The 249-nt window shown below is 66.7% G+C and carries 1 protein-coding gene; it reads left to right on the top strand.

The features are described from left to right. The coding region (locus HKX41_12590; GenBank protein ID NNC24972.1) for a type IV-A pilus assembly ATPase PilB at positions 1 to 228 on the top strand (228 nt) is incomplete at its 5' end. Positions 229 to 249: the final 21 nt, after the last annotated feature.

Below are 249 nucleotides of genomic sequence, written 5' to 3'. Positions count from 1 at the left end.
GTCGGCTGCCCCGACTGCACCGAGGGGTATAAGGGCCGTACCGGCATCTACCAGGTCATGCCGATGACCGAAGAAATCCAGGCGATCGTGCTCGAAGGCGGCAACGCGATGCAGATCGCCGCCGCCGCCACGCGGTCGGGCGTGCGCGATCTGCGCCGCTCGGCCCTGGTCAAGGCGCTCAACGGCGTCACCAGCCTGGCCGAAATCAACCGCGTAACCAAGGACTAACCCATGTCCGCGACCCGATCG

The sequence above is a fragment of the Salifodinibacter halophilus genome (assembly GCA_012999515.1).
GTDB classification, from domain to species: domain Bacteria; phylum Pseudomonadota; class Gammaproteobacteria; order Nevskiales; family Salinisphaeraceae; genus Salifodinibacter; species Salifodinibacter halophilus.
This window is presented reverse-complemented; position numbering and strand designations above follow the sequence as displayed.